The following is a 25,670-nucleotide window of genomic DNA, read 5'->3' on the forward strand; positions in this document are numbered from 1 at the left end:
CGGTATTATGGCGCAAACGCCAATAATACCGCGATACTACGGGCGTGCTGTTCGCTGATCTCGCACAGAGAGTCGCCAAAATGCACAGAGTGCCAAATGATCTCTCCGAGTTGCCGTCCGTAGATATCGATTATCTTGTCAAGGTCGATGCTGGACATTCGCGGCATCCGGTTGGAATTCCCGATAGCGGCTCACACTATTTCCAGTTTGCGGCAATTCTTTCGATCGAAGGCGCGAGGGAAAAAGCACTGTCACCGCCGCGCTGACAGTAACACCTTATCATATAAGGCTAATTTGATACGTCTGGCAAATCGCTCAAGACGAACTGCTCCCGTTTAAAAAGGCGCCGGTTTGTTTGCTTATGGACCGGCGCCCTCAGAGACGGGCGAAGAACGAACGCGTCAGACTGACGATCTTCATTCCAAAAAAAGCTGACGGAAGGCGAGGTCGCCCGAAATCGATTGCGATGATCCGCGATGACCTCGCTGCGTTTCAGCGATGATTTGGATCGGGCCGACCAAGGCGCATATGAACCGGCGCCATGTCACGCAGCCTATGCGACTCTTTTCTCGTTCGGCTGAGGCTGCGCGCGGACAGGTGCATCTGATTGGTCCATACGCTGCGTTTGATACTGACCGACCTTCCGGTAGCGGTAGAGATAAGTCGGAACGATGGACTCGATCGATTGCGGATCGGCGATTCCGAGCCCTTCGAGCGTGCGGGCGTCGGCTCTCGCCGCGTCGCTGACGACATTGTCGTGCTTGAGCAGTTCGACCTGATCTCGCGTCATGCGCAAGAGTTTCGGGAAGAGTCCAAAGGAAAGCTTGGTCAGCGTTTGCGTCATCACGGCCATAAGTTGGCCGGCGCCGAAAGAGAGTTTCAGGACTGCGCGCTCGCGCTGGACGACTTTGAGGGCGTAGTCGATGATCTCCGCGAAGCTTTTGATCTCCGGGCCGCCAAGCTCATAAACGGCGCCCGGCTTGGCGCGGCCGGCGAGTGCGTTCGCGACGGCCTGAGCGACGTCGCCGACATAGACCGGCTGGAATTTCGTATCGGCGCCGACGATCGGCACGACGGGAAAGTAACGCGCCATCGTTGCGAAGCGATTGAAGAAATCGTCTTCCGGCCCGAAGATCACCGATGGCCGCAAAATGACGGCTGAAGGGATTTCCACATGCATGGCGGCCTCGCCCTCCGCCTTGCTGCGGCCATAGGCCGACCGCGACTGCGGATCGGCGCCGATCGCGGAAATGTGCACCATATTGTCGATGCCGGCCGCTTTCGCGGCTTCGGCAATGACGCGCGCCCCGCCGGCCTGCACAGTCGAAAATTTTTGCGCGCCGGTTTCGGCAAGGATGCCGACCAGATTGACCGCCGCCGAAGCGCCGCGCAGGGCCGCTGCGATCGATTCTGGATGACGCACATTGGCTTGTACCGCCATCACCTGGCCGACGCGGCCGAGAGGCTGGAGATAGAAGGCAAGGTCAGGCCGCCGGCAGGCGACGCGCACGCGCCAGCCGTCACGCGCCAGAGCACGCACGACATGGCGTCCGACGAAGCCCGAGCCGCCGAATACCGTCACTACGCGTCCCGCGCCAATGGTCAGGTTATTGTCGCCGATCATTGCATCCGCTCCGCTTGCGTCGCGCCGGCCGCCGCCGGCGCGAATAAGTCGCCAACGCTCTAGCGAAATTTGGCGCGGAAGGAAATGCGCGAGGCAAGCCTTCGCGCGAGGCGTTCGCCGTCGCGGCCTTTTGCCCAAAGCGCGCATTGACAGGGGGCGCCCGCCGCCCCTATGAGACGGGCTCGATGCCCAGGTGGCGGAATTGGTAGACGCGCTGGTTTCAGGTACCAGTGGTGAAAGCCGTGGAGGTTCGAGTCCTCTCCTGGGCACCAGTTAGCTGGCTTTCACGGTGATATTTCAAATAGTTGCTCATCTCGCTATTTGGCAGTCCCACAACCAGTCCCACACTTCGCATGAATTGGCGCTCGCGGGGACGCCGCCGCCGATCAGCGCTGAAGCAATAGCATCACGCCGCCCAGGATCACAGCGACGACCACTGACGCTATCACGGCATTAGCGATAGGAGCAGCGATGGGAGCGCGGATCATACGAAAATCTCTGGACGCAAGCGGACTGAATATCAATTAGGCACGTCGCCGCACTCGCGACCGGGCGGAGATGGGCGTCCTCTTTGTCGAAGAGAACGACGGCGGGCCAGGGATGAGGCCGAGGAAGAAAAAGGCGAAATCAAAATAGGGTGCGGCGACCGAGCAACAGCTCTGGTCGCCTTGCCGGAACGCACCCAATCTATCCTTGGCCTCGACAATGGCGTTGTGAGCGCCAAATATAAGGCGACGATCCAGCTTCTCGCGAGTGGCGTCGAAAAAAGTTCAGGCTGTCTTAAAGCCGAGTGGAGGTAGACATGCGTAATACATTCAAATCGATCGTTAGAGGCGCCCTATGCGCCGGTTTGGCCGCGACGGCTTTGGCAGGCAACGCCTGGGCAGGCCCCATCAACATGGCGAGCCCCCGAGGCATCGAAACACCGTCGCTAACTGATCAAATCTACTATCGGCGTTATAATCGGGGTGGCTACTATCGCCGTGGATATGATCCGGGCGCGGCTGCGGCTGCAGCGGCGGCGATGGGCGTGCTCGGCGCTGCCGCAGCTGGCGCCGCGTACGCACAACCGTATTATTACGGTTATCCCGCCTATGGCTACCCGGCCTATGGGTATCCCGACGGCTACGGATGGTAATCTTATTGCGGTGAGTTTCGCCATTTCGGCGGCGGAGTCCCTGACGACCGCTGCCGTCGAACCGCTGCCGCCTGATCCATGCCAGAGCGATATTCGCCATAGCCGCCGAGCAGCGTACCCGCTGCGCCTACCCCCGCCATCGCTGCTTCGAGCCCGCTCATTTTCTATCGCTCTTGCCATGCCAAATTAGAGCCTTCATGCGCGTGCTCCGATGAGATCTATCGCTAAACTGGTTTGATCGCAGCGGGGGGCAATAGGACGGCCGGGCATTTTGTAAGTGTGAGCGCTGCTTGTTTTGAAGGATAGCCAGATAGGCCTCGCGCGTCAGGCACGGTCACGTTTCTAAACGATCAGCGGCTTGGCGATCATCAGCCATATGATGGCCATGACGGCGCCGAAAGCTGGAAAGCCGAAAGCAAACCACCACCAAAAGAACTTGTAGTAGCTCTCTGGCAGCTGCTCGTTCGCTGCAACAGCGGCTTGCGCGATGTCGCGTATGCGCATCTGCATCCAGACGACGGGCAGCCAAAAGGCGCCGGTGAAGAAGTAAAGCGCGATAGAGAGCGCTACCCAGCCTTCGGTAAGCGATAAGCCCGCGAGCCAGGTAAGCGCGACGCCGGTGATCGGCTGTATCACCACGGCGGAGGCGGTAAAGATGAAATCGGCAATCACGACGATTCGCGCGACGCCCGCGATGACTGGCGGCGATCGGCTGAAATGCGCCATCAGCATAAAGAAAGCGATTCCGGCGCCGGTGCCGAGCAAGACCGCGGCGCCGATGATATGAATATATTTTAGGGTGAGATAGATCACCGGTCGTCGACAATCGCCAGAGAGACAACGTTCAAGACCATCACCGACCAGATTTTCAGCATCGGCCCCAGCGGTTCCCTCCAGAGTCGCGGCACAAGAATGGTGCCAAGGATAAGATATACGAACGAGAGGATGAGCGCAGCGACGAGCGCGACTTTCGAAGTGCGGCGAAAGGCGATGGCGACGCCGATGATAAGATCGGATGATGCGCCGGCAATGACGGTCAGCGGAACGATTGGGCCCGCCATTCCGCCTTCATACAAAAGATTGAGGCCGATATCCCATCCCGGGCCGAACGAAACCAGCGCGGTCGAAATCCAGAACAGCGACGTGACCGCGAAAATAAGCGGCTTCAGCGCGTAGATGCGTGCAAACCATTTCTCGCGCACATCAGCAGGCTCGGCCGTAAGCGCCGATTCCAGCGACTGCGGCTTAATGCCGGTAAGGTTTGTCCACTGCGTGGGGTCGCCAATGGCACCGCGAACCATCTCCCTTTTCGCGATGTCGCGGATCGGCGTGCGCCAGCCGAGCCAGGCGAGGAAATCTCCTACCCGGTACATCGCATCGAACAGCCAGTCGGGAAGATCGACGCGCTGCGCCGGCCGCCAGCCGAGCCATTTGCGGTAGGTTGCGACGACTTCATTGAATGTCAGACGCTCGGGTCCAACGATCTCCAACTCCACGCGCGAGGGCGCAGAAGGCGCGAGAAAGAAGAGAACGGTCGCCACAACGTCGTCGAGCTGTACGATCTGCAGTTCGCCGGCGTTTCTGAAGCGCGGAAGGATCGGCAAAGTCGCCAATCCCCGAAACAGCGCGCTTCCGCCGTATGCGCGGCGCCCGACGACGACGGAAGGGCGCAGGATCACCCAATCGAGATCGATCGCCTTCAAGGCGGCGTCGCCCTCCGCCTTGCTCCTGGAAAATTCGCTTGGCCTTTGTCGGTCGACGCCGACGGCGGAGAAGTGGATGACGCACTCGACGCCGACCCTTTCGCACGCGGCGAACAGCGTCGAGGGGCCTTTGGCATGCGCCGCGTCGGTTGAATCTGAAGCGCTTCCGCCAAGCACCCCTGCGCAATTGACGACAGCGTCGACGCCCTCAAGATGAGGCGCCCACTGCGCCGCTGAGTCAACGATTCTTAGATCAAGCGAAACCCATTGCGCCTGAGGAAATTGCCGGCGCACATTCGCGCGCCCGCGCGAAACCGCGACCACCGAGTGGCCGGTTGAGAGGAGCTTTGCGAGTATGCTCGAACCGATGAGGCCGGTCGCTCCAATAAGAAGAACCTTCATCGGCTTTCCTCTTTATTCAAGGTCATGATCAGTGAATATCGCGCGTACGCAATAGCGGCTAGCGGCAGCCTCCTAGTTGAGGGGCCAACGGCAGCCCTCCTAGTTGAAAACGAATGCCCCCCGCTCAGTGTTCCTGACGCGTTACGGAAGCTTTTACTTTACGCTTTGTCGAACGGCCCGGCGCGTCACCAACCGCGACCAAGCCAACTCTACAAGCCGCCGAAGCGGACATGCGTTCCGTCCGAAAAAACCAAGCGCATTGTCTTCGACGCCGGCAGTATGCGATTTTTTTCGGCGTACGGCGCCGCTTCTTAAGCTAAGCGCGCCACGCGAAGGGCTCCTCGCGAACATTGCGCAGACGCGCGCGGGCCAAGGCGGATGCTCGTAAACTCTCGAGTTTGTTGCCTCTGAAGGATCGCCATCCGCGGCTTCGCTGTAGGTGGCGCCCGGATTGCATCCATTCATTCGAAGGCGTCGTTCGCGACGTCAAGGTCCACAGAGGGGCCCCCAGCATCGCCGCTGTCCTGAACGTCTGCTGCGCAGACATTCAGGCAGCGGCTTTTTTGTTTCCGGCGCCGTGCAGGCGAGACGCATCCGAGGTTCGTGATGAAGAAAGCACAGTTTCGAGGACGGACGGATCGGCGGCGTCTAGGCCGCGGCGCGTTTGCGACGAGCATGGCGGCCGCCGTGATCATGGGGACTGGCGCAAACGCCTCGGCCGGCGGGGAGAAGGCTTCCGCCAAGGCGACTTCGGTTCAACCGCAAGTCGCGGCGCCGACAGCCGCGACGCTGGCCACGTCGCCTCCGCCTCCGCCGGCGCCCATGGGGGTATTCGGCGCCGATATGCCGGCCGCCGGCAAACTCGTTCTCTCCATTACGCCCGTCTTCGCCAATCTGTCGGGCATCAAAATGGGAACGCGCACGGTCTCAAACGAATATATCGTCACGACGGTACCGTTCTTTCTCAATCCCAGGCAGACCGTCCGCATCATTCCGCAAAATATCGCGGTCGCGACGCAAATTGTCGGCCTGAGCTACGGCGTCACGAAGGATTTCGCAGTGGTTCTCACCGCCGGCATGATCGAGAAGAATCTCAACGCGCTAACCTTCAAGGGCGCGTCGGGAATTCTGCCGCTGGGCAGGAGTTTGCCGGGAACGACAAGCCTTGCCGACGTCACCTTGTCGGGCGTCTATCGCGTCTATCAGGACGACATCCACCGCATCCAGGTCTCTCTTGGCTTCTCCTTCCCCGCCGGCAGCTACACGGCCACCTTCTCCAACTTTCTCCTGCCCGACGGGACCCGCCGCAACATCCGCGGATTCTATGGCATGCAGCCCGGCACGGGCACGTTCGATATTTTCCCGGGCGTCGTCTATGCCGGCTATCTGGGACCGTGGTCGTGGGGTCTTGGCTATCGCGGACGCTTCCCTTTGGCCGCAAATTCACTGGGCTATTCCGGGGACTACCTGCTCGAATATCGCCTGCGCTTCCCGCTCGGCCCCACTCCTACGGGGGGCTACCGCTGGGGCGATCTGCATGAGTTCAACGCCTGGGGCGGCTACACCTGGACGCCCGGACTCACCACCACCTTCCGCGTGAGCGGTACGACGCAGGGCCCGATTCGCGGCTTCGATCCGGAAATCCGTGGCCCGGCCGTGCCGGCAAATCCGGCCTTTTACGGCGGGCAGCGGGTCGAGCTCTTCGGCGGCGGGACGATCAGCGGCAAATTTATCGGCTATGACAATGCGACGGTCGCGGTCGAGGCCGGTCTGCCCGTCTATCAGAATCTCAACGGTCCGCAGATTATGAAAAACTGGCAGGCGGGCATGTCGCTGCGGTTCAAGATATAAACGCGTGGATCGCACCGGGCGCGCATCGTGAGTTTGACAGCTGGCGACGCGGCGACCCGCAAGCACGACCCACTTATGCGCGCAGCGGACGCCGCCAATTGAAAATCGTCATCGTCGACGAAAGTCCCATTCGCTCGTTGATCCTCCAAGAGGGACTGCGTGAAGCCGGCTTCACGCAGGTCGAGCGCATCGGCGAAATGCAGAATCTGCTCAAGCAAATTTACGCCATCGATCCCGACGTCATTCTGATTGATCTTGAAAACCCTTCGCGCGACACTCTCGAGCAGATGTTTCAGGTCAGCCGCGCCGTACGACGGCCGATCGCAATGTTTGTCGACCAGAGCGACACGGCGTCGATTCAAGCCTCAGTCGACGCCGGCGTCTCCGCCTATATCGTCGACGGGCTGAAAAAGGAGCGCATCAAGTCGATCCTTGACTTGTGCATCTCGCGTTTCGAGGCCTTCTCCAAGCTTCAGGACGATCTTGAGCGCGCCAAATCAGACCTTGCTGAGCGCAAGACAATCGAACGCGCCAAAGGCATATTGATGAAGGCGAAAAAGCTCTCCGAAGAAGAGGCCTATAAGCTGATGCGCGGCGCGGCCATGCGCGAAAACAAGAAGATTATCGAAATTGCGCGCTCGGTCATCACCGCGGCGGAGATGTTTAAATGACCGGCGAAGCGCAGGTCAAAATCGGCTTCATTCCGCTCGTCGACGCCGCGGCGCTTTTCGTTGCGAGGCACAAAGGCTTCGCCGCGGCTCAAGGACTCGATGTCGAACTGATCCGCGAAGTCTCCTGGGCGAATATCAGAGACAAGCTCGCGATCGGCCGCTTCGACGCGGCGCATCTTCTGGCGCCGATGGCGGTCGCGTCCACGCTCGGCCTGGGTCACGTGCGCGTCCCGCTCGCGGCGCCGATAAATCTCGCGATGAACGGCAATGCAATTGCCGTGTCCACCGCGCTTTATGCGGAACTGGCTGCGGTTGGCGAGGTTGGAGACCCGGCGCAAAGCGCGCGCGCCCTGGCGAAAGTCGTCGCGCGCCGCCAGGCCGAGCGTCGAGAGCCCCTGACGTTTGGCATGACCTTCCCGTTCTCGATGCATAATTATCAGCTGCGCTACTGGATGGCGGAAGGCGGCGTCGATCCAGATGAAGACCTACGCTTAATCGCTTTGCCGCCGCCCTACATGGTGGAAAATCTCGCGCGCGGCCAGCTCGACGGCTTTTGCGTCGGCGCGCCATGGAGTTCTGTCGCGGTCGACGCCGGCGTCGGCGTCATCCTGCATTTCGGCTGCGAGATTTTTGAGCGCGCGCCCGAGAAGGTTCTCGCGCTGCGCGAGAATGTGGCCGACGATGATCCTGATCTGGTCGCCGCGCTGGTCCGCGCCGTTTACAAAGGCGCCGCCTATGTCGATGAGCCGCAAAACCTGGAGGAGGTCTCGCATATTCTCTCGCGCCCGGAATATGTCGGCGTCGATGCTGAGATCATTCAGCGTGTGCTGACTGGCCGTTTACGCGTCAATGGTAGAGAGACGCGAGAGCGAATGGACTATCTCATCATCGGCGAAGCAAGCGCGATGCGGCCCGATCCGCGCCAGGCCGAATGGATTTACGCGCAAATGATCCGCTGGCGGCAGACGCGCTATTCCCCGGCCATGGCCGACAAGGCGAAGGGCGTCCTGCGCCCGGACCTGTTCGACGCCGCTATCGGCGGCGCGCTTGATCAACGCGAGATTGCCGCCTTCGCCGGACCGTCGTTCGACGGTCGGGACTATGGAGCTTATCTCGCCGGCTTCGCAATCGGACAGCGTCTGTGAGCGCCGAACCGCTGTTCAAAAGCGCCATGGGTTAGGCGCCTCGCGCCTAAGCATTCGGCGCCGGACAGCGCCGCGCGCCGCCGTCGGAGGCCGTGGAACGCCTGCATTTTTAACAAGAGACCCGATCGGGCGCGTCTGGCCCGAATCGTGCACTTACTTAATCGGTCAACGACGACCGCCGGTCCGCCGGAACGAGCCCAAAGTTGGGCTCCGTCACAGAAGCCGTTTCGCAATATGCGGCGCGCTTCGGTCGTCTTGCCCATTTGCACCGCAGCTAGGCGAAGCGACCTGTGACCGGACCGTTCGGCCGTTCAGCAGAGTCGACGCATGACAGGATTGCACCTTTGTGAAAGCCGCGAAAAGCTCGTCGTCGTCGGCGCCGGCATGGCCGCGACGCGTTTCGTCGAGGAGCTGACAAGCCGCGCGCCGAACGCCTACGACATTATGGTGATCGGGGAGGAGCCGCGGCTTGCCTATAACCGTGTGCTGCTGTCTTCCGTGCTCGCCGGAGATTTGTCGGTCGACGATATCGAACTCAAACCGCGGCAATGGTGGCGCGCGGCGGGCGTCGGCGCGCTCAGCGGCTGCAAGGTCGTTGAGATAGACGCCGCCGCCCGGCGCGTCTATCTCGATAATGGCAACAGCGTCGACTATTCGAAAGTCGTGCTTGCGACCGGTTCGCGCGCGGTAAGGCTGCCGATCGAAGGCGCCGATCTGCCTGGCGTTCATACTTTTCGCGACGTCCAGGACGTAGAGGCGCTTTCCCGGCTCGAAGGCAAGGGCGCCCGCGCAGTCGTCATCGGCGGCGGTCTTCTTGGACTCGAGGCGGCCTATGGGCTGGCGCGGCGCGGCGTCGACGTGACGCTCGCCCATGTCATGGATCGGCTGATGGAGCGCCAACTCGATGCGGCGGCCGCCGATATCCTGCGCCGTCTTGTCGAGGAGAAGGGCGTGCGCGTGCTTCTCAACGCCAACGCCACGCGCATCAACGGCTCTGACCGCGTCGAAGGCATAGAGTTCGCCGCCGGTCGAACGGTTCCAGCCGACGCCGTGATTTTCGCGGTCGGCATTCAGCCAAACGCCGACCTCGCGCGACAAGCAGGTCTCGACGTCGGGCGAGGCGTGAAGGTCGATGATGACCTCAAGACGAGCAAGGCGGGCGTTTTCGCCATCGGCGAATGCGCTGAACATCGCGGCGTCTGTTACGGCCTCGTCGAGCCTGCCTATGAGCAGGGACGCGTTCTCGCCATGCGGCTTGCGGGACAGGACGCGTCCTATGGCGGCAGCGTTGTCTCCACCAACCTGAAAGTGTCCGGCGTGCGCGTTTTCTCCGCCGGCGATTATCTCGGCGAAGACGATGCGCGCCGCATCGTCTGCAAGGACCCGCGCATGGGAATTTATCGCAAGCTTGTCATCCGCGGCGACAGGCTGGTGGGCGCTATCCTGGTTGGAGATACGAGCGGCGCGGCTGACTTTCTCGATCTCATCCGGTCCGGCGCGGATATTTCGTCGATGCGCGACGAATTGATGTTTGGCGCGCCCATGCAGAAGGCCGCCTGAAATGTCCGTCGATTTCACGCTCGACCAAAAGCGCTATCTCGAAGGATTTACCGCCGGCTTCTCGGCCCGCGGCGGACAAGCGGCGCCGCCCGCACAAGCGCCGCCGATGGGACCCGACGCCGCGCATATCTCCGCACAGGACCGCGTCACGGGCGCGGGCGGCAAGCTGACCGATCAGGAAAAATGGAAGCGCGAGGAGCACCCGTTCGACGCTTGGCCGCGTCTTGTCGCGCAAGCAAAGGAGAACGCCCCGCCCAAACCCGCCGACAATTTTCTCTGGCGCTTCTACGGCCTCTTTTATGTCGCGCCGGCCCAGGACGCCTATATGTGCCGGCTGCGCATCCCCAATGGCGCGCTCAATCACTGGCAGTTCGCCGGCTTGGCGGATCTCGCCGAAAATTATGGCGGCGGCTATCTGCATGTAACGACGCGCGCCAACATTCAGATCCGCGAAATCGAACCGAAGAACGCCGTGAACATTGTCGAGGCCATTCAGGACCTCGGCCTCTGGTGCAAGGGCTCAGGCGCCGACAACATCCGCAACATCACCGGAACGCCGACCGCCGGGGTCGATCCGCAGGAACTCATCGACACGCGCCCCTATGCGCGCGCCATGCATCATCACATCCTGAACGATCGCTCGCTTTACGGTCTGCCGCGCAAGTTCAACATCGCCTTTGACGGCGCGGGAGTCGTTGGCGCGCTGGAAGATACCAACGACATCGGCTTTCAGGCCGTTCTCGTCAAGGACGGGCGCGGCGTCGCGCCGGGCGTCTATTTCCGACTCGCGCTTGGCGGGATCACCGGCCACAGGGACTTCGCCCGCGACACGGGCGTCATTGTGCCGCCGGACGAAGCGGTGGCGGTCGCCGACAAGGTTTTGCGGGTCTTCATCGACAATGGCGACCGCGCCAACCGCACCAAGGCGCGCCTTAAATATGTGCTTGACGCATGGGGCTTCGACAAATTCCTCGCCGCGGTCGAAGAAAAGCTCGGCCGTAAGCTGCTGCGCGTCGACGCCGAAGCGATCGAGGCGCGCCCGCGTCAGGATCGCGCGGCGCACATCGGCGTGCACCGGCAGAAGCAGGCGGGCTTCAATTGGATCGGCGTCGCGCTGCCGGTCGGTCGTCTTACCCCCGAGCAGACGCGCGGTCTCGCTGAGATCGCGCGTCAATTCGGCGACGGCGGGCTACGTCTCACGGTCTGGCAAAATCTGCTGATTACCGGCGTCGCCGACAAACACGTCGCCGAAGCCGTCGCGGCGATCGAGGCGCTCGGCCTTTCGACGCAGGCTTCGCCGATTCGCGCCGGACTTGTCGCCTGCACGGGGAATGCCGGCTGTCGGTTTGCTGCCGCCGACACCAAACGGCATGCCGAGGAAATCGCGACGCATTGCGAAAGCGCGGCGCCGATTGACACCCCGATCAACATTCATCTCACCGGCTGCCATCACTCATGCGCCCAGCATTACATCGGCGACATCGGACTGATTGGCGCGCGCGTGCCGATCAATGACGAGGGCGACACGGTGGAGGGCTATCACATTCTCGTCGGCGGCGGATTCGCCGAAGATGCCCGCATCGCCAGCGAACTCCAACAGAATGTCAAAGCCGAGGACGCCCCGGAAGCGGTGGCGAAAATTCTCCGCGCCTACCGAATGAACCGGGCGAGCGCGGATGAAACCTTCGTCGACTTCGCGCGGCGCCACGACATCGAGACGCTGCGCCGCGTCGTGAATGAGGAGAGCGTGGCGTGACCCACATGTCTTCCCCGCCCTTTCTCATTCCGCCGAACGCGCCTTTCACACCCGAGCAGCGCGCTTGGCTGAGCGGTTTCTTTGCTGGCTTTGCTGCGCCTGACGACGGCTCCGTCACGCCGCTTTCGCCGGAAGCCAACGCCGCGGTTATGGCCGGCGCGTCTGGCGATGGCGACGACGGCGAAGCGCCCTGGCATGACCAGACGCTGGCGCTCGATGCGCGCATGGCGCTCGCGCAAGGACGGCCGCTGCGTCGGCGCATGATGGCGGCCATGGCGCAGCAGGATTGCGGCCAGTGCGGCTACAATTGCGAGACCTATGCGGACGTGCTCGTCGCTAAGAAAGAAACACGCCTCAATCTTTGCGCGCCCGGCGGCAAGGACACGGCGCGGATGCTGAAAACGCTTGCGGCGGAGTTGGAACAAGCCCCGCCGGCTTTGGCCGCCGGGCCAACGGCGCCTGCCATCGCCGCAGCGCCCGCGATCGCGCCGGCGCCCGGCCGGTCACGCGACAATCCGGTCCAAGCGACGTTTCTTTCGCGCCGTCGGCTCAACAAGGAAGGCTCGGAAAAAGACACCTGGCACATCGAATTCGACATCGGCGCCAGCCAACTAACTTACACCGTCGGCGACAGTTTTGGCGTGTTTCCAAAAAACGATCTTGGCCTCGTCGACCAGATCATCGCCATGCTCGGCGCCTCGCATGTGACGCCGGTGAATGGCAAGACGCTGCGCGATGCCTTGCTGACCGACGTATCGCTATGTCCGGCGCCGGATGCGCTGTTCGAGCTGATCTCCTTCATCACCGGCGGCGCGCAGCGCGAGAAGGCGCGTTTGCTCGCGCAGGGCGGCGATCCTGATGGCGACGCCGCAATGCTCGACGTGCTCGCCGTGCTGCAGAAATTTCCGAGCGCGCGCCTCCACCCGGAGGCGTTTGTCGAAGCGCTGGAGCAGCTGCAACCGCGCCTCTATTCCATTTCGTCATCGCCAAAGGCGTCGCCGGGACGCCTGTCGCTGACCGTCGACGCCGTCCGCTATGTGGTCGGAAAGCGCAAGCGCTTCGGAGTCGCGTCGACCTTTCTCACCGAGCGCATTGCGCCGGGCGACAGCCTTCCCGTCTATGTGCAGCCCGCGCATGGATTCTCGCTGCCCGACGATCCCGCGACGCCGATCATCATGATCGGGCCCGGCACCGGCGTCGCGCCGTTTCGCGCCTTTCTACAGGAGCGCGCGGCGACGCAGGCGAGCGGCAAGAACTGGCTGTTCTTCGGTCATCAACGCTCCGCCTGTGATTTTTTCTACGCCGAAGAATTCGAGACGATGAAGGCGACGGGCTTGCTGACGCGCCTGTCGCTCGCCTGGTCGCGCGATGGCGGGGAGAAATTCTACGTGCAGGACCGCATGGGTCAGGCCGGCCGTGAACTCTGGGCATGGCTTGCCGAGGGCGCGCATTTCTATGTCTGCGGCGACGCTCAGCGCATGGCCAAGGATGTCGAGCGCGCGCTTGTCGACGTTGTCGCCGAATTCGGCGCCCGCAGCGCCGATGAAGCGGTCGCCTTCGTCGCGCAACTCAAAAAAAGCGGACGCTATCAACAGGATGTCTATTGAGGCCGCTCATGCTCGACGGAGTCCTGGCGCCAGCGCCGAACGAAAATCTGCAGGCTGACGCGTCGCCGGCTCAGGCGACCGCGACGCGCTCGACCTGTCCCTATTGCGGCGTGGGTTGCGGCGTGCTCGCTTCGCCCGGCGCCAAGGGCGTTATCGGCGATCCCGCTCATCCGGCCAATTTCAGCCGACTCTGCTCCAAGGGCTCGGCGCTTGACGAAACGCTCGGGCTCGATGGGCGCCTTCTCTATCCGATGCGCCGTCAGGCTGACGGCGCATTGGCGCGAGTGAGCTGGGATGCGGCGCTCGACGACGTCGTAACGGGCCTGCGCCGCATCATTGATCAGCACGGTTCCGACGCCGTCGCGGTCTATCTCTCGGGCCAGCTGCTGACCGAAGACTATTATGTCGCCAACAAGCTGATGAAAGGCTTCATCGGCTCCGCCAATGTCGACACGAATTCTCGTCTGTGCATGGCGTCGACGGTCGCCGGCCACAAGCGCGCTTTTGGCGCCGACGTGGTGCCCGGCTGTTACGAGGACCTCGACGAAGCCGATCTCATCGTGCTCGTCGGCTCAAACGCCGCCTGGTGCCATCCGGTTCTGTTTCAGCGCATCGAGCGCAATAGGCAGGAGCGCGGCGCCAGGCTCGTCGTCATCGACACGCGCCGCACGCCGACGGCGGAAAGCGCGGATCTATTTTTGCAGATCGCGCCGGGCGCGGATCAGGCGCTGTTTTGCGGCTTGCTTGTCCATCTCGCAAAGGCCGCCGCCTTCGACGACGATTACATCCGCCGCCACACCGAAGGATTGAAAGACGCCTTGAAGGCTGCCCAGACCATCGCGCCGTCGATTGAAGCGACCGCGAGGTCGACAGGGCTGCGCGAGGTCGACATTGCGTCGTTCTATGAAATGTTCGCGGAGACGCCGCGCACGGTGACCGCCTTCTCACAGGGCGTCAATCAATCGGCGCAGGGAACGGACAAGGTCAACGCGATCATCAATTGCCATCTCGCGACGGGCCGCATCGGCAAGCCCGGCGCCTCGCCCTTCTCGCTGACCGGCCAACCCAACGCGATGGGCGGCAGAGAAGTCGGCGGCCTCGCGAACAGCCTCGCCGCGCATATGGGTTTCGACGCGGAAAGCATCGATCGCGTCAGACGCTTCTGGAATGCGCCGCGCATGGCGAAGCGCGAAGGTTTCAAAGCGGTGCAGATGTTCGACGCCATCGCGCGCGGCGATATCAAGGCGCTGTGGGTCGTGGGGACCAATCCGGCGGCGTCTCTGCCAAACGCCAATGCGGCGCGCGCCGCTCTTGCAAAGCTCGAACTCTTCATCGTCTCCGATAATGTTACGTCAAACGACACGATCAACGGCGGCGCGCATCTGCTTCTGCCGGCGCATGCCTGGGGCGAAAAAAGCGGCACAGTCACGAATTCCGAGCGCCGCATTTCTCGTCAGCGGGCTTTCCTGCCCGCGCCGGGCGAAACCCGCGCCGACTGGTCGATTTTCTCCGATGTTGCGCGACGGATGGGATTTGCAGGGTTCGATTACCGCTCGGCCGCCGACGTTTTTCGCCAACACGCCGCACTGTCGGCCTTCGAAAATAACGGCGCGCGCGCGTTCAACATTGGCGGTTTCGCGCGGCTGAGCGACGCCGAATATGACGCGCTCGAGCCGACGCAATGGCCGATCCCGGCGTGCGAGCGCAGCGGCCGCGCGCGCCTGTTCGCCGACGGCGGGTTTTTCTCGCAAAGCGGACGAGCGAAATTCGTCGCGCCGGCGACGCCGAGCTTGGCTACACAGGTAACGCAGGACTTCCCGCTTCGGCTCAACACCGGCCGCATCCGCGATCAGTGGCACACCATGACGCGAACCGGCGTCAGTCCTCGCCTCGCGCGGCATCTTGCCGAGCCCTATCTCGAAATCAGCGCGGCGGACGCCGATCGCTTTGGCATAGAGGACGGCGGATTCGTCCGCGTCGCCACGCCATATGGCGACTGCGTCCTGCGTGCGGTAGTCACCGATCGTCAGCCGCCGGGGCATATTTTCGCGCCGATCCATTGGACCGATGAAACCGCCGCGCATGCGCGCGTCGGCGCGCTCGTTGCGCCTTTCGTCGATCCATTCTCGGGGCAGCCGGAATCAAAGGCGACGCCGGCGATTGTCACGCCTCTGCGCTTCGCGCGTCAGGGCTTCTTCCTTTCCCGTAAGCCGATGGCTTTACCTCAGGGCGTGTGGTGGGCGCGGATCGCCGTCGCCAATGGCTTTGGCTATCGCGTCGCCGGCAATCTGCAAGACGACGATTGGGCGCAGATTATCCGCGCCGCTACGACGAGCGAAGACCTCATACAATTGATCGACGAAACCAAGAGCCTTCTCTGCGGCGCCGCCTTCGTCGATGACCGTGCAACGTTCATCTGGGGTCTTGCGCCGCTTTTGCCGCCTTGGGACTTGGCGCTCGAACTCTTCTCTCTTGAACGTCTCGATGGCGCGGAGCGGCTGTCGCTCATCTCCGGTCGGTCGGGCCGGCCATCGGCGAATGACGGTCCGCTCGTCTGTTCCTGCTTCAGCGTCGGGCGGAAAAAAATCGAAGCGGCGATTGCTCAGGGTTGCCGCTCGGCTTCCGACATCGGCAAGGCCATCCGCGCAGGCTCCAACTGCGGCTCATGCCGGCCGGAAATCGAACGTCTCATCAAGGTCTCTCCCGCCGCCAGGTCGTCGACGATTTCGACGACGACTGGGCAACACGCATAAACAAAAAAGGAGCACAGTATGAAACTCGCGGATTTCAAGAAGGCCGGTCATTGGCCGACGCTGCTTGCGGCCTTCCTTTACTTTGACATCAGCTTCATGGCCTGGGTCTCACTCGGGCCGCTGATGATCTACATCGCCAAAGACATGCCGATTTCGGTCGAGGATAAAATCTCGCTGGTCGCCATTCCTGTTCTGGGAGGAGCGTTTTTCCGCGTGCCGCTGGGGCTGCTGGCGGACGCGATCGGCCCGAAGATGACGGGCATCCTTGCGCAGGCGGTCGTGATGTTCGCCGTATCTCTCGTATGCGTTTTTGGACTGACGAGTTCGATCGCGATCGCGCTTTTCGGTCTTTCGCTCGGAATCGCCGGCGCCTCCTTCGCTGTCGCGCTGCCGCAAGCTGGCCGTTGGTATCCGCCGCAATATCAGGGTCTGGTGATGGGCATTGCCGGCGCCGGCAATATGGGCGTCGTGCTCGACACGCTGTTTGCGCCGTCGATCGCCGAGGCTTTCGGCTGGCGGACCGTCTATGGCGTTCTGCTGGCGTTGATGGTCCTCGTGCTCCTGATCTATTCGCTGGTCGCCAAGGACGCGCCGGGCGCCAAAGCCACGATTGATCTTTCCGGCTACGGCAAAATGCTTGCGGACTCAGACAGCCGCTGGTTCATGTTCTTCTATTTCATCACCTTCGGCGGTTTCGTCGGTCTCGCCTCGGCGCTTCCGCTGTATTTTACGACGCAATATCACGCGACGGGGGTCGCCGCCGGATTTATGGTCGCGCTGATCGTCGCTTTTGGCTCTGGGTTCAGGCCGGTTGGCGGCTATATCGCGGACCGCATCGGCGGGGTGAAGACATTATCGTTCCTCTTCCTCGTCGTGTCCGCCTGCTATTTCGCCGTCGCCTTCCTTCCGGCGGGACCAGCTCCGGCGAAGGGCGTCGCGGGATGGAGCTTGATGGAGCTGCCGCCCGTCGCCTTTGCGGCGGTGGCGCTGTTCTCGATCGGCGTGTTATCTCTCGGCATGGGCAATGGCGCGGTGTTTCAGCTGCTGCCGCAGCGCTTCCGCCGCGAGATCGGCGCGATGACCGGGCTTGTCGGCGCCGCAGGCGGATTTGGCGGCTATTTCCTCGCCAAGACGCTTGCTCTTTCCAAGGGCATGACCGGCGGGTTCATGATGGGATTCGGCTTCTTCGGTTTCCTCGCGCTGCTCGGTCTCGTAGGTTTGATCTTCGTGAAAACGCGCTGGCGCACGACCTGGGGCGCGGTTTCCGGCGCCCGAATCTGAGCTGAGAAACGTTGGTGTCGGTCCGCGTCGTTCATGATCTACGAGTGGAAGCGGGCTTTGCGACGCAAAAGGGCCGTCGGCCCGACAATCAGGACTATGTCGCCCTGTGCGTCGGTCCGAGCGGCGCCGGCGCCCTGCAGGGCGTCGTCGCCGCCATTGCCGATGGCGTCGGCGGTCATAAAGGAGGACGCGCGGCTGCTGAAACCACAGTCCGCGCGTTCATCGACGGATATTATGCGCAGCCAGAGACTTTGGGCGTCGCTCGAGCCGCCGCCCGCTCGCTCGAAGCGGCGAACAGCTGGGTCGCCGCCCAGTCGAGAGTCGACCCTGCATTGGAAGGAATGGCGACGACGTTCAGCGCGCTGATCCTGTCGCGCCGCAACGCCTTCTTCCTTCATGTCGGCGACACGCGCGTCTATCGACTCGCCGGCGACGGCCTCGAAAGATTGACCAAGGATCACACCTTTGGCCGAGGCGACTTTGCGCATGTGCTCCGTCGCGCCGTCGGTTTCGAGGATTCGCTCTTGTTCGATCACGGGCAGCATAGTCTCAATCTCCATGATCGATTTCTGCTGTGTTCGGATGGCGTATATGGCGTATTGCCGGACGACCGGCTGAGCGCTCTCCTCGCCGAACGACGCGCGCCGCAGGAAACCTCCGAAAAAATTATTGAGGCGGCGCTCGCGACGGGCAGCAATGACAATGTCACCGCGCTTGTCGTCGACGTCATCGATGTGCCGCCCGCCGACGAGCGCGCCTTGTCGCAGGCCGTTGCAGGCTTGCCGATTCGCGAGTTGCCGTCGATCGGAGATGTTGTCGACGATTTTCAAATCGACGCGCTACTCTCCGAAGGACGTTACAGCCGACTGATGCGGGCGACGGATCGGCAAAATGGAAAGGCGGTCGTGCTGAAGTTTCCGCATCCGCGCGTCGCCGATGACGCGTCCTACCGCATGGCCTTCGTCAACGAGGCCTGGGTTGCGGCGCGGGTGAGAAGTCCCTTCGTCGGCGAAGTCATTGAACTGCTCCCGGGCCGACAAAGCCGGCTCTATTCCGCAATGCCGTATTATGACGGCGAGACGCTGGAGCGGCGGCTGCGTCGCGAACCGCGAATCGATCTTGCGGAAGGCGTCTCAATCGCTGCGCGCCTGTCGCGCGCCATCGCGACGTTGCATCGCTGCGGCGTCATCCATCGCGATATCAAGCCGGATAATGTTATCCTGCTCAAGGACGGCGGGCTGCGGCTCGTCGATCTCGGCGTCTGTCGCGCGGCCAATCTTGAGAATTTGCCGGAAGCGCACACGCCCGGCACGCCGAGCTATATGGCCCCAGAGCTTTTCGACGGCGTCGCCGGCGACGAAGCATCGGATCTTTTTGCGTTCGGGGTGACGGTTTATCGCATGTTCAGCCGTTGCTATCCTTACGGCGAAATCGAGCCCTTCAGCAGACCGCGGCTCACGAAGCCGCTGCCGCTCGCGCTCAAGAGGCCCGACCTTCCCGCCTGGCTCGACGCGACGATTCTTAAAGCGATCGGCGTCGAGCGCGGCGATCGCTTTGGCGACGTGCTTGAATTCGCCTTCGAACTCGAGAACGGTTCGGCGCGCGCGCAGCCGCTGACTCCGCGCAAGAAGTCTCTTTACGAACGCAACCCCATCATTTTCTGGCAGACGCTCTGTCTGTTGCTCGCGCTCTTACTGGCGATTTCCGTTTTCCGTCGATAACCCGCCCGCCATTTCGGCCGTTCTGCTGTCGCGCCGCCGCCCGGCTGCGGCGCGCCGCGCCGGCGACTCACGCCGAGCGCATAAAACTCAGCAAAGTCGCGCTCAGGCTGCCTCCGGTGAAAACGATCGTCGCGCCAAGCGCAAGCAGCGCGACAAGGTTGAGGGTCAGACTGCTCGCGACCCCGACCAACGCCAGAACGGCGAGCACGATGACGGCCACACCGGAGAGCGCCTGAACGCCGGCCGAGCCAAAGGCCATATCGCGCGCGAGAATTTCACCAGTTGCAAAATCGGACCCGCCTTTGCTTTTAAGCGCCTCCTGTTCGAGCGCATGCAGCTGCCAGACCGCATTGCTGCTCAGGACCAAGGCCGACCCGAAAGCGATGGCCGCGATTGGGGTCAATACGGCCGGTTGAATGCCCAATAGTGCTAGCAGGCCCAGAACGATGCCGGCGACGCCGACCAAAAAAACGACGGTCAGGCTGCTGCCGCCAAGCCCCTCAACCTGGGAAGGCGTCGAACCGGCCGGAAAGAGGATGCGCGCATATTCAGACGCCATGGCGCCGCCAAGAATCAGCAAAGCGGCGCCAAAAACGATCGTGGCGATCGCGGCCATATTCGCTGCGTTCACGCCCGAAAGGCCCACGATGGCGATGACGATCGTGGCGAGACCGCCGATTGCGTCGGCTATGCCGCCATAGACTGCAGTTTCGCGAAACGCCGATTCACGAGAGGTGATGGACATGGCGCAATCTCCATGCTTGCGATGCGGCCGCCCGGCAGGACAACGCGCAATTCCAATTAGCGTCGGATTCGCCTGGTCAAGCCCCGATCCCGGCGTACGCACTGCGCTCCTGTGCTGTCAAACCGGGCGCATTAAACCAAGAAGGATCGTGTTCAGGCTGCCTCCTCTGAGCGCTAGCGCCGAGCCGAGAATGAGCAGCGCCACGAGGTTGAATGTTAGGTCATAGGTCGCGCCCGACGCGGCAAGAACGCCGAGGATGATCGCGGCCAGTCCCGCAAAGGTCTGAATGCTAAGCGAATCAAATATCATTTGATTTGCGAGCATGTCTCTCAAACTCGCTTCGCCTTCTGCGGACGCGCGTCTGATGGCGTTGAGGTGCCACAAGGACACGCTGCTCAAGACGAGTCCCGCTCCGAACATGATTGATGCGATGGGCGTCAGAACGGCGGAGTTGATGTCGAGCAACGCCAGCACGCCAAGCGCGCCGCCGCCGGCCGCCAGCACAATGAGCGCGAAACGGACCCCTGCGGCCGAGGCGCTGACCTTAGTCTTCGCGGCGAGCTCAACGGAAGCTTGCGTATATTGCGCCAGAAGCGCTTTGCCCTGCGCCAAGAGTGCGACGCCTAAGAGGATTGTCGCGATCGCCGCCAGGATCGGCGCATAAAGACCCGCCAAACCGAAAACGGCGAGAAGAACGGTTGCGACGCCGCCTATGTCGTCGATCAAGCCAAAAGCGGCAGGCTCACGGTCAATCGATCGCCGGACAATTGTCGACATGAACTGTCTCCCGCCTTCGATTAAGGACAGGAAACTAAACTAGCGGCGATTTTGGCCCGGCAAGATCGCCGCCATAACACGCTGTGAAACGGCTTGGGCGTGACCGCATTTTTTCAAGGCTCGAACGGGTTAGTCGAGGACTTTCCCGCCCGCCGATTCGCAGGCGGCGTCTGACTCCATGAAGATCCAGCCCTGGCCCTTGCAGGCATTCATGCCCTTGCAGGCGTTCTTTGGCGTATGACAATCGGCTTTGCCCTTACAGCTGTTAGCGCCCAGGCAATGCACCTTGCTCGTGGTCGAGGCCGCCTTCGCGGGCGGCGCAGCGCCAGCGAGAACGAGTGAAACAGCGGCGACGGCCAGCGTCGCACCCTTGCACACATCATTCTTCATTTTTCCCCCTCTTCGTTTCTTAACTCTTCCGAGAGGCATCGGCATGCGTCGCCCTCTCGCAGAAAGCAAGTATGACCCGAAGACAATGGCAACCAAAGGAGAACTTCGCGGGAGTCGGAGCCACGCGCCATCGGCTCCTCCAACTTTGCGGCGACCACTCAACAAAACCCCGTGTTCTCAGCGGAATTGCTTGACATTTTGAGTATGATGCTCTATAAGATTATTCATACTAAGCGGCGTGACCAGCAGGTCGCCTCAAATTTGCTCGCAGGCGGTGCGCTGCAAAGCGTTGCAAACCTCAGCCGGACGCGTGCGAGAGTTGAGGCTGCATTCGCGGGAAGGCGAAATGTGGAGCGGACAAACTTGGCTCCTGGCCGTTGCGACATGGGCAATCGTCGTGATTGGCGGCATGGTTTATTTGCTCGTCGAGCGGCGGCGCGAGAAGAAGTGATGTCATCGCGAAGGATGCGTCGGCGCTGACCGCATTCAGCGCGAGAAGGCCGAAGCTCCGGCGCCTTCAGACGCCGACCGCATCATTGGCTTGGCGCATTTGAAGGAACGTTACGTCAGACATTGCATCGCCTGAGCGCCGCAGCTTCAGTTGACAAGGTCGCTCGAAACGGGTGGGATCGGATGCGATTGAGGCGCGAAAGCGCTGGCGGACCGAAGTTACTACAATGGTTGAGAGAACGATCGAAGCCGGCCCCACCAGAGGGGCGGCGTCGCCGTCGCGTATCGGGCGTCGGCGAGACGTCGCACGCAAGGTCTTTCTGCAGGTGCATCGAACCATCGGCCTCTTCGTCGGGGCCGTGTTCGTTTTGGTTGGGCTCAGCGGCGCGGTTCTGGCGTTTCGCGAAGATATCGACGAACTGCTGAACGCTTCAATCATGCGCGTCGATGCGCCCGCGCAGGCTTCTTACCGCTCGCCCGACCAAATTCTCGGCGCTGCTCTCGCGGCGATGCCGGCCGACGGTAAGGCGGAAAGACTGACGATGCCGCGCCATCCGGGCTCCGCCGCGGCGATAACCTATATGGTTGAGACGGACGATCTTGAGACCGACGTATATCAGTTGTTCGTCGATCCCTACACGGCGAAGGTCAAAGGGCAGCGCCTTTATCAGCATCGCGGCAGTCCGTTTTCGCAGCCTCTCATTCCGTTTCTCATGACCTTCCATTGGACGTTGCTGCTTGGATTCAACAACGCCTATGTCCTCGGTTCGCTCGCCATACTTGTTTTCATCTCCATCCTTGTCGGGCTTTATTTGTGGTTCCCGCTCAATAGCGATTGGCGACTGGGACTGAAAATCAAATGGGGCGCCAGCGCCGAAAGACTTACCTTCGACATACATCGGAACGTCGGAATTTATTGCGCGACCATTTTGTTGGTCATGCTGCTCACCGGAATAGCCATGATCTTCAAGCCGGCGACGCGATCGGTGACGACCTTGTTTTCTCCGGTGCGTCCTAAAATTGATTTTGGAAAATCAAAGCCGCTTCCAGGCCAATCGCCGATCGGCGTCGGCGCGGCGATTGCGGCTGCCGATAAAATCTTTCCAGATGGAAGGCTCCACTGGATTCTTCTTCCAAGCGCGCCAACCGGAGTCTATGTCGTCGGCAAGCAATCAGCCGACGAACCCAACCGAACCAAAACAAGCAGAAATGTCGGCGTCGACCAATACAGCGGCAGGGTCCTCCAAGTGCAAGATCGCGATGGCTTCACCGCTGGCGAGAAATTTTTGGAATGGCTATTCCCCCTGCATTCGGGCGAAGCTTTCGGCGCGATCGGACGTTCGATCGTTCTATTTATCGGGTTGACGCCGCTTACGCTTTACGTCACCGGGTTTTTGCGGTGGCGACAAAAGCGCCGCGCAAAAAGGCGCGCGAGATCGTGAGAAATCGCGCCCGTTCGCTTTCCAAGCTCTGATCAGCGCCCGACGAAGATCGGCATCTCGATCGTGTCCTCGGCGTTCTTCGCCTCGCCAAAGGCAAGCTTGAGGAGGTATTTCCCCTTGTGCGCGACGTTCGCGTCCAAAGTCACAAAGCCGCTCTTGCGGGGCTGAGACGGCAGGGCATTGATCTGGTTGAGACCGCCGTCGGAAGCGACTTGATAGAAAGAGAGCGCGACGGATTCGTTTCTCGCTTCTTTTTCCATGAGCGTGACGGAAAAAATCACCTTTCCCGTTCCCGGCACGCGATCGCAATATTCGGCATATTTGCTCAAATCATCCGTCGCGCCGCCGGCGCTCTCATCGGAATCTGGCAGGAAATATGTCGTGAGGTGCACGGAGTAGAAGTCGCTGACCCCAAGACATTCCGAAATCGTGCGATCGCCAGCCTTCATGGCTGGTTTTAGCGTATGCGCCTTCCAGAAGTCGTCCACATATTGATTGAGGGCCGGACCCCATAGGCGATAGGAAAACGCCGCGCCGTTGACGCCAATCAGCAGCACGATGCCTGCGAAAACCAATATGTTCAGACGGCCCGGACTCATCGCTTTCATTTTCCTTCGCTTACGCCGAAGAGCAATTTTGGCATGGATCTTCTGATCATAGCCGCCAGTTGCTCGCCTTCGCCCCTTCGAAACGCGCCGGTTTTGCGGGCGCGCTCAACGATGCACGTCAAGGGCGCACCTCGAACTCCCAGGCTCCGCTGACGAGATGGCCGTCAGCCGAAAGCGCGCGATAACGAACGGTGTATTTACCGGGAGTCAAGCGATTGACGCTTACCGATACATGGCTCGGATCGGCGCTATCGATCGCTGCGTCGCGCCTGTCGACTCTTTCGCCCGCAGCGCTCACAACCGCCAAGGCGGCGAAGGCGTCGCGGATTCCTGCGTCGTACCATACCTCCACCTTGCCAATATCTTCGGCGCCGACGCCGCCTTGCGCCGGGGACGTGCGGACAACGATCGCGTGCGCCAATGCAAGCTGTGGCGCGCCGGCGAACAGGAATGCGGCGAAGGACAGCCGACGCGTCAGCAAGTTGAAGGACTTCCAAGACGCATGTTGTCGACAGGAAAATCTTGCCTGTTCGCCCTTCGTCATGTGGCGAAGTCCGATTGGATCATGGTTGTGCGCCCGTTCCGGTAATAAAGTGCGGCTGTGCAGCGGATTTGATATTGTCACAGACCTGACCGATCGCGCCACATGGGCCCCGGCGTGGCCGTGAGCCTCGATGAGGGCGATGAAGCCCGCCCCTCGTGGGTTGTCCGACAGCCTGCTTCGGCAACGCCGCCGTTCCGCGCTTAGAACGAGCGGTCTTGAGCTTGTCCTTCCCCCCGGATATGCAACTTTATAGCAAAGTGCATACGTCGCAGGCTCGCGGCGCGTCAAGGGAGTGTCCCAATGATGTGGTCCCGAAACAGTGCGCGCGCTGCGGCCTTAGCGTTTCTCGCAACTGCATCGGTCGCCCACGCCCATACGGCGGATATTTCCAGCAGCCGTATCGCGCCGGAAGGGCGCGGTCTTTATCGCGTCGAGGTCGGCTTTCTGGGAGCCGACATCGAGCGCATGTTCGCCGAGAACAAGCCGAAGGCCGACGACGTCGATCTGACCGAACCGGGCGTCATCGAGGGGATGATCGGCAAGTTTATCCAAAGCCGCGTCGATCTGCAGAATGCGGAAGGTCAGAACTGCGCGAGCACGGTCGTTTCGGTCGGAGAAGATCCGAGCAACCCTTCCGATTCAAAAGTGGTGCTGCGGATGGATTGCAGCTCCGTTCAGGGTCAGATTTTTTATAACCCGTTCAGACTTCTCGAAGCGCAAGGACCGCGGGCGAAACATCTCGTCAGCATCGGCGAGAAGCGCGATGAGTCCAATCTCACTGAATCGCAGCGCATGGGCCGGGAGCCGGCGCCCGGACAGGTCATGATCTATCCTGGCGACCCGATGATCGATCTCTCCAAGCCGCTGCTGACGCCTTGGGAGCTCGCGCCGAAATTCTTCTCGGCCGGCGTTGAGCATATCATGACCGGCTACGATCATTTGTGCTTCCTGATCGCTGTGATGCTGTGGGCGACGCGCATCTGGCCCGTCGTCAAGATCGTGACGGCGTTCACGGTCTCGCATTCGGTGACGCTGTCGCTCGCGGCGCTCGAACTCGTCAATCTTCCGAGCCGTTGGGTGGAGATCGCGATCGCCCTGTCGATCATCTATGTCGCGGTCGAAAACTTCTTTACGAGAAAGGTCGACGGGCGCTGGCGCGACACTTTCGCGTTTGGCTTTATCCATGGCTTCGGATTCGCGAGCGGCTTGATCGAACTCGGCGTGCCCCAGCGCGCCATCGTGCCGGCGCTGGCGAGCTTCAACATCGGTGTCGAGGTCGGTCAGATCGGCGTCGTGATGATCGTTCTTCCCTTACTGCTCCTCGCCGACAAGACGTTCACCCATGGGCAGCGTAGCCCGCTTGTCGTCTGGCTTTGCTCGGCGATAATCACCTGCTTTGGCGCCTACTGGCTCATCGTGCGCGTTTCCGAGCTGGGTTAGCGGAATGATTCGGTTGTATTCTCGCGTATCTTCAAGGCCTCCGGCGAGCAAGACGGCGAACA

21 protein-coding genes and 1 tRNA gene are annotated in these 25,670 nt (G+C 61.5%); 14 read left to right on the forward strand and 8 right to left on the reverse strand.

Features of this window, described 5'->3' with window-relative positions; genetic code table 11:
• The first annotated feature begins 44 nt into the window (after positions 1 to 44).
• On the forward strand, positions 45 to 266 hold the full coding sequence (locus tag QZ964_RS09395) for a hypothetical protein (RefSeq protein WP_292531193.1): 222 nt from the start codon (positions 45 to 47) through the stop codon (positions 264 to 266).
• Positions 267 to 553: 287 nt separating this feature from the next.
• Here the strand turns inward: QZ964_RS09395 and QZ964_RS09400 are convergent, their stop codons facing one another.
• On the reverse strand, positions 554 to 1,624 hold the full coding sequence (locus QZ964_RS09400) for a complex I NDUFA9 subunit family protein (protein WP_292531194.1): 1,071 nt from the start codon (positions 1,622 to 1,624) through the stop codon (positions 554 to 556).
• Positions 1,625 to 1,811: 187 nt separating this feature from the next.
• Between QZ964_RS09400 and QZ964_RS09405 the strand changes: the two genes are divergently transcribed.
• Both QZ964_RS09405 and QZ964_RS09410 read left to right on the forward strand, forming a co-directional pair.
• Positions 1,812 to 1,896: transfer RNA gene (locus tag QZ964_RS09405), tRNA-Leu, on the forward strand.
• 530 nt (positions 1,897 to 2,426) lie between these two features.
• Positions 2,427 to 2,762 (forward strand): hypothetical protein, encoded by a 336-nt coding sequence (locus QZ964_RS09410; RefSeq protein ID WP_292531196.1) that lies wholly within the window; start codon positions 2,427 to 2,429, stop codon positions 2,760 to 2,762.
• 342 nt (positions 2,763 to 3,104) lie between these two features.
• On the opposite strand, the gene QZ964_RS09415 is transcribed toward QZ964_RS09410, so the two are convergent.
• Together QZ964_RS09415 and QZ964_RS09420 are read right to left on the reverse strand one after the other, a co-directional pair.
• Positions 3,105 to 3,575 carry a DUF2269 domain-containing protein gene (locus tag QZ964_RS09415; protein ID WP_292531197.1) on the reverse strand — a complete coding sequence of 157 codons (471 nt, stop codon included), beginning with the start codon at positions 3,573 to 3,575 and terminating at the stop codon, positions 3,105 to 3,107.
• A complete protein-coding gene (locus QZ964_RS09420; RefSeq protein WP_292531198.1) occupies positions 3,572 to 4,867 on the reverse strand; it encodes an SDR family oxidoreductase in 1,296 nt (431 codons plus the stop codon). Before QZ964_RS09420 ends, QZ964_RS09415 begins: the two co-directional genes overlap by 4 nt.
• Before the next feature lie 693 nt (positions 4,868 to 5,560).
• On the opposite strand from QZ964_RS09420, the gene QZ964_RS09425 reads away from it, so the two are divergent.
• The 9 genes from QZ964_RS09425 to QZ964_RS09465 all read left to right on the forward strand — a co-directional run bounded on the left by QZ964_RS09425 (position 5,561) and on the right by QZ964_RS09465 (position 19,212).
• Positions 5,561 to 6,718 (forward strand): alpha-amylase, encoded by a 1,158-nt coding sequence (locus QZ964_RS09425; protein WP_292531200.1) that lies wholly within the window; start codon positions 5,561 to 5,563, stop codon positions 6,716 to 6,718.
• Between the two features lie 98 nt (positions 6,719 to 6,816).
• Positions 6,817 to 7,389, forward strand: coding sequence for an ANTAR domain-containing response regulator (locus QZ964_RS09430; RefSeq protein ID WP_292531201.1), 573 nt, complete (start codon positions 6,817 to 6,819; stop codon positions 7,387 to 7,389).
• Positions 7,386 to 8,534 carry a CmpA/NrtA family ABC transporter substrate-binding protein gene (locus tag QZ964_RS09435; RefSeq protein WP_292531202.1) on the forward strand — a complete coding sequence of 383 codons (1,149 nt, stop codon included), beginning with the start codon at positions 7,386 to 7,388 and terminating at the stop codon, positions 8,532 to 8,534. The genes QZ964_RS09430 and QZ964_RS09435 overlap by 4 nt, the downstream gene beginning before the upstream one ends.
• Positions 8,535 to 8,861: 327 nt before the next feature.
• Positions 8,862 to 10,094 (forward strand): FAD-dependent oxidoreductase, encoded by a 1,233-nt coding sequence (locus QZ964_RS09440; RefSeq protein WP_292531203.1) that lies wholly within the window; start codon positions 8,862 to 8,864, stop codon positions 10,092 to 10,094.
• A gap of 1 nt (position 10,095) precedes the next feature.
• Positions 10,096 to 11,850 carry a NirA family protein gene (locus QZ964_RS09445; RefSeq protein ID WP_292531204.1) on the forward strand — a complete coding sequence of 585 codons (1,755 nt, stop codon included), beginning with the start codon at positions 10,096 to 10,098 and terminating at the stop codon, positions 11,848 to 11,850.
• Positions 11,851 to 11,855: 5 nt separating this feature from the next.
• A complete protein-coding gene (locus QZ964_RS09450; RefSeq protein WP_292531245.1) occupies positions 11,856 to 13,457 on the forward strand; it encodes a sulfite reductase subunit alpha in 1,602 nt (533 codons plus the stop codon).
• Positions 13,458 to 13,465: 8 nt separating this feature from the next.
• Entirely contained in the window at positions 13,466 to 16,210 is a 2,745-nt protein-coding gene (locus QZ964_RS09455) for a nitrate reductase (protein WP_292531206.1), read from the forward strand.
• Positions 16,211 to 16,228: 18 nt separating this feature from the next.
• A complete protein-coding gene (locus tag QZ964_RS09460) occupies positions 16,229 to 17,491 on the forward strand; it encodes an MFS transporter (RefSeq protein WP_292531207.1) in 1,263 nt (420 codons plus the stop codon).
• Between the two features lie 14 nt (positions 17,492 to 17,505).
• Entirely contained in the window at positions 17,506 to 19,212 is a 1,707-nt protein-coding gene (locus QZ964_RS09465; RefSeq protein ID WP_292531208.1) for a bifunctional protein-serine/threonine kinase/phosphatase, read from the forward strand.
• Between the two features lie 67 nt (positions 19,213 to 19,279).
• Here the strand turns inward: QZ964_RS09465 and QZ964_RS09470 are convergent, their stop codons facing one another.
• The 3 genes from QZ964_RS09470 to QZ964_RS09480 form a co-directional block, all read right to left on the reverse strand.
• Positions 19,280 to 19,957 carry a hypothetical protein gene (locus QZ964_RS09470; RefSeq protein ID WP_292531209.1) on the reverse strand — a complete coding sequence of 226 codons (678 nt, stop codon included), beginning with the start codon at positions 19,955 to 19,957 and terminating at the stop codon, positions 19,280 to 19,282.
• A gap of 117 nt (positions 19,958 to 20,074) precedes the next feature.
• A complete protein-coding gene (locus tag QZ964_RS09475) occupies positions 20,075 to 20,734 on the reverse strand; it encodes a hypothetical protein (RefSeq protein ID WP_292531210.1) in 660 nt (219 codons plus the stop codon).
• A 129-nt stretch (positions 20,735 to 20,863) separates the two neighbouring features.
• Positions 20,864 to 21,124 (reverse strand): hypothetical protein, encoded by a 261-nt coding sequence (locus QZ964_RS09480; protein ID WP_292531211.1) that lies wholly within the window; start codon positions 21,122 to 21,124, stop codon positions 20,864 to 20,866.
• A gap of 677 nt (positions 21,125 to 21,801) precedes the next feature.
• Here QZ964_RS09480 and QZ964_RS09485 point away from each other — a divergent pair.
• Positions 21,802 to 23,016: a PepSY domain-containing protein gene (locus tag QZ964_RS09485; protein WP_292531212.1), complete on the forward strand. Its 1,215-nt coding sequence runs from the start codon at positions 21,802 to 21,804 to the stop codon at positions 23,014 to 23,016.
• A gap of 32 nt (positions 23,017 to 23,048) precedes the next feature.
• Here the strand turns inward: QZ964_RS09485 and QZ964_RS09490 are convergent, their stop codons facing one another.
• Together QZ964_RS09490 and QZ964_RS09495 are read right to left on the reverse strand one after the other, a co-directional pair.
• A complete protein-coding gene (locus QZ964_RS09490) occupies positions 23,049 to 23,624 on the reverse strand; it encodes a hypothetical protein (protein ID WP_292531213.1) in 576 nt (191 codons plus the stop codon).
• A gap of 118 nt (positions 23,625 to 23,742) precedes the next feature.
• Complete coding sequence (locus QZ964_RS09495; protein ID WP_292531214.1) at positions 23,743 to 24,168, reverse strand: copper resistance CopC family protein; 426 nt, start codon at positions 24,166 to 24,168, stop codon at positions 23,743 to 23,745.
• 300 nt (positions 24,169 to 24,468) lie between these two features.
• Here QZ964_RS09495 and QZ964_RS09500 point away from each other — a divergent pair, with 300 nt between their 5' ends.
• Positions 24,469 to 25,608: a HupE/UreJ family protein gene (locus QZ964_RS09500; protein ID WP_292531215.1), complete on the forward strand. Its 1,140-nt coding sequence runs from the start codon at positions 24,469 to 24,471 to the stop codon at positions 25,606 to 25,608.
• The last annotated feature ends 62 nt before the right edge of the window (positions 25,609 to 25,670 follow it).

The organism is Methylocystis sp. (genome assembly GCF_021731785.1).
GTDB lineage: Bacteria > Pseudomonadota > Alphaproteobacteria > Rhizobiales > Beijerinckiaceae > Methylocystis.

Excerpts from the sequence above, each read along its gene's own strand:
- QZ964_RS09410 (WP_292531196.1), top strand. The coding sequence starts at position 2,427 with ATGCGTAATACATTCAAATCGATCGTTAGAGGCGCCCTATGCGCCGGT.
- QZ964_RS09500 (WP_292531215.1), top strand. The coding sequence starts at position 24,469 with ATGATGTGGTCCCGAAACAGTGCGCGCGCTGCGGCCTTAGCGTTTCTC.
- QZ964_RS09400 (WP_292531194.1), bottom strand. The coding sequence starts at position 1,624 with ATGATCGGCGACAATAACCTGACCATTGGCGCGGGACGCGTAGTGACG.
- QZ964_RS09445 (WP_292531204.1), top strand. The coding sequence starts at position 10,096 with ATGTCCGTCGATTTCACGCTCGACCAAAAGCGCTATCTCGAAGGATTT.
- QZ964_RS09425 (WP_292531200.1), top strand. The coding sequence starts at position 5,561 with ATGGGGACTGGCGCAAACGCCTCGGCCGGCGGGGAGAAGGCTTCCGCC.
- QZ964_RS09440 (WP_292531203.1), top strand. The coding sequence starts at position 8,862 with ATGACAGGATTGCACCTTTGTGAAAGCCGCGAAAAGCTCGTCGTCGTC.
- QZ964_RS09455 (WP_292531206.1), top strand. The coding sequence starts at position 13,466 with ATGCTCGACGGAGTCCTGGCGCCAGCGCCGAACGAAAATCTGCAGGCT.
- QZ964_RS09435 (WP_292531202.1), top strand. The coding sequence starts at position 7,386 with ATGACCGGCGAAGCGCAGGTCAAAATCGGCTTCATTCCGCTCGTCGAC.
- QZ964_RS09470 (WP_292531209.1), bottom strand. The coding sequence starts at position 19,957 with ATGTCCATCACCTCTCGTGAATCGGCGTTTCGCGAAACTGCAGTCTAT.
- QZ964_RS09460 (WP_292531207.1), top strand. The coding sequence starts at position 16,229 with ATGAAACTCGCGGATTTCAAGAAGGCCGGTCATTGGCCGACGCTGCTT.
- QZ964_RS09490 (WP_292531213.1), bottom strand. The coding sequence starts at position 23,624 with ATGAAAGCGATGAGTCCGGGCCGTCTGAACATATTGGTTTTCGCAGGC.
- QZ964_RS09420 (WP_292531198.1), bottom strand. The coding sequence starts at position 4,867 with ATGAAGGTTCTTCTTATTGGAGCGACCGGCCTCATCGGTTCGAGCATA.
- QZ964_RS09475 (WP_292531210.1), bottom strand. The coding sequence starts at position 20,734 with ATGTCGACAATTGTCCGGCGATCGATTGACCGTGAGCCTGCCGCTTTT.
- QZ964_RS09480 (WP_292531211.1), bottom strand. The coding sequence starts at position 21,124 with ATGAAGAATGATGTGTGCAAGGGTGCGACGCTGGCCGTCGCCGCTGTT.
- QZ964_RS09495 (WP_292531214.1), bottom strand. The coding sequence starts at position 24,168 with ATGACGAAGGGCGAACAGGCAAGATTTTCCTGTCGACAACATGCGTCT.
- QZ964_RS09485 (WP_292531212.1), top strand. The coding sequence starts at position 21,802 with ATGGTTGAGAGAACGATCGAAGCCGGCCCCACCAGAGGGGCGGCGTCG.
- QZ964_RS09450 (WP_292531245.1), top strand. The coding sequence starts at position 11,856 with ATGTCTTCCCCGCCCTTTCTCATTCCGCCGAACGCGCCTTTCACACCC.